1 protein-coding gene is annotated in these 785 nt (G+C 79.7%); it reads right to left on the reverse strand.

The genetic code is table 11. From position 1 onward, the window contains the following. Window positions 1-768: transglutaminase-like domain-containing protein (locus DZG00_RS16000; RefSeq protein ID WP_304650946.1), on the reverse strand; the 768-nt coding region annotated here is incomplete at its 3' end. Window positions 769-785: the final 17 nt, after the last annotated feature.

Consider the following 785-nt stretch of genomic DNA (forward strand, 5'->3'; position numbering starts at 1 on the left):
CTCGTCCCACGCGCCGCCGACCCGGTCGCGCGGCGCATCCGCCCGGCGGCGACGGCGCCGCCGCGACGCCTTGGCGCCCACGACCGCGAGGAAGGGCGACGCCGCGAGCCCGAGCCCGAGCAGCGACCAGCCGGCCACGCGCACGGCCGCGAGCACGGCCTGGAGCGCGGGATCCACCTCCGGCCGGTCGTCCTGGCCGGCGTCCGGCGGCGTGCGGTCCTCGGGCTCGGCCTGCTCCTCGACGGGCGGCGGCAGCACGGTCTGCGGGCGGGCGACCTCGGTGGGCTCGTCGGGCAGGGCGTCGGGGACGTCGCGGACGGGCGGGTTCGGATCCACCGCGACCCAGCCGGACGACGCCGTGTCGACCTCGATCCAGGCGGTGACGTCGGATCCGGTGATCGCCACGGGCCCGCCGGCCGCGTCGCGCACGGCCGCCTCGCCGGGTGCGAACCCCATCACGACGCGGACGGGGAAGCCGAGGTCGTCGGCCATGAGCGCGGCCGCGACCGCGTACTGCTCCGCGTCGCCGAGCATGGGGCGCGTCGTGAGGAGGTCGGCGATCCGCTCGGCCGAGTGCCCCGAGCGGCTGAAGGGCGCGTCGCCGACGCCGTGGGTGACGTAGCCGTCGGCGCGGAGGGCGGAGATCGCGGCGACCAGCTGCGCGCCGGGCGATGCGGAGGTCCCGACGCCCGCGTCGGCGCCGCCCGCGGTGGCGCCGTCGGGCGCGGCCGTGGACGCCAGCACCCGCGCCGCGACCTCGTCGGGCACGCCCGTCGGTCGCGGGG

The sequence above is a fragment of the Clavibacter lycopersici genome, from assembly GCF_003576405.1.
In the GTDB taxonomy this organism is placed as follows: Bacteria; Actinomycetota; Actinomycetes; order Actinomycetales; family Microbacteriaceae; genus Clavibacter; species Clavibacter lycopersici.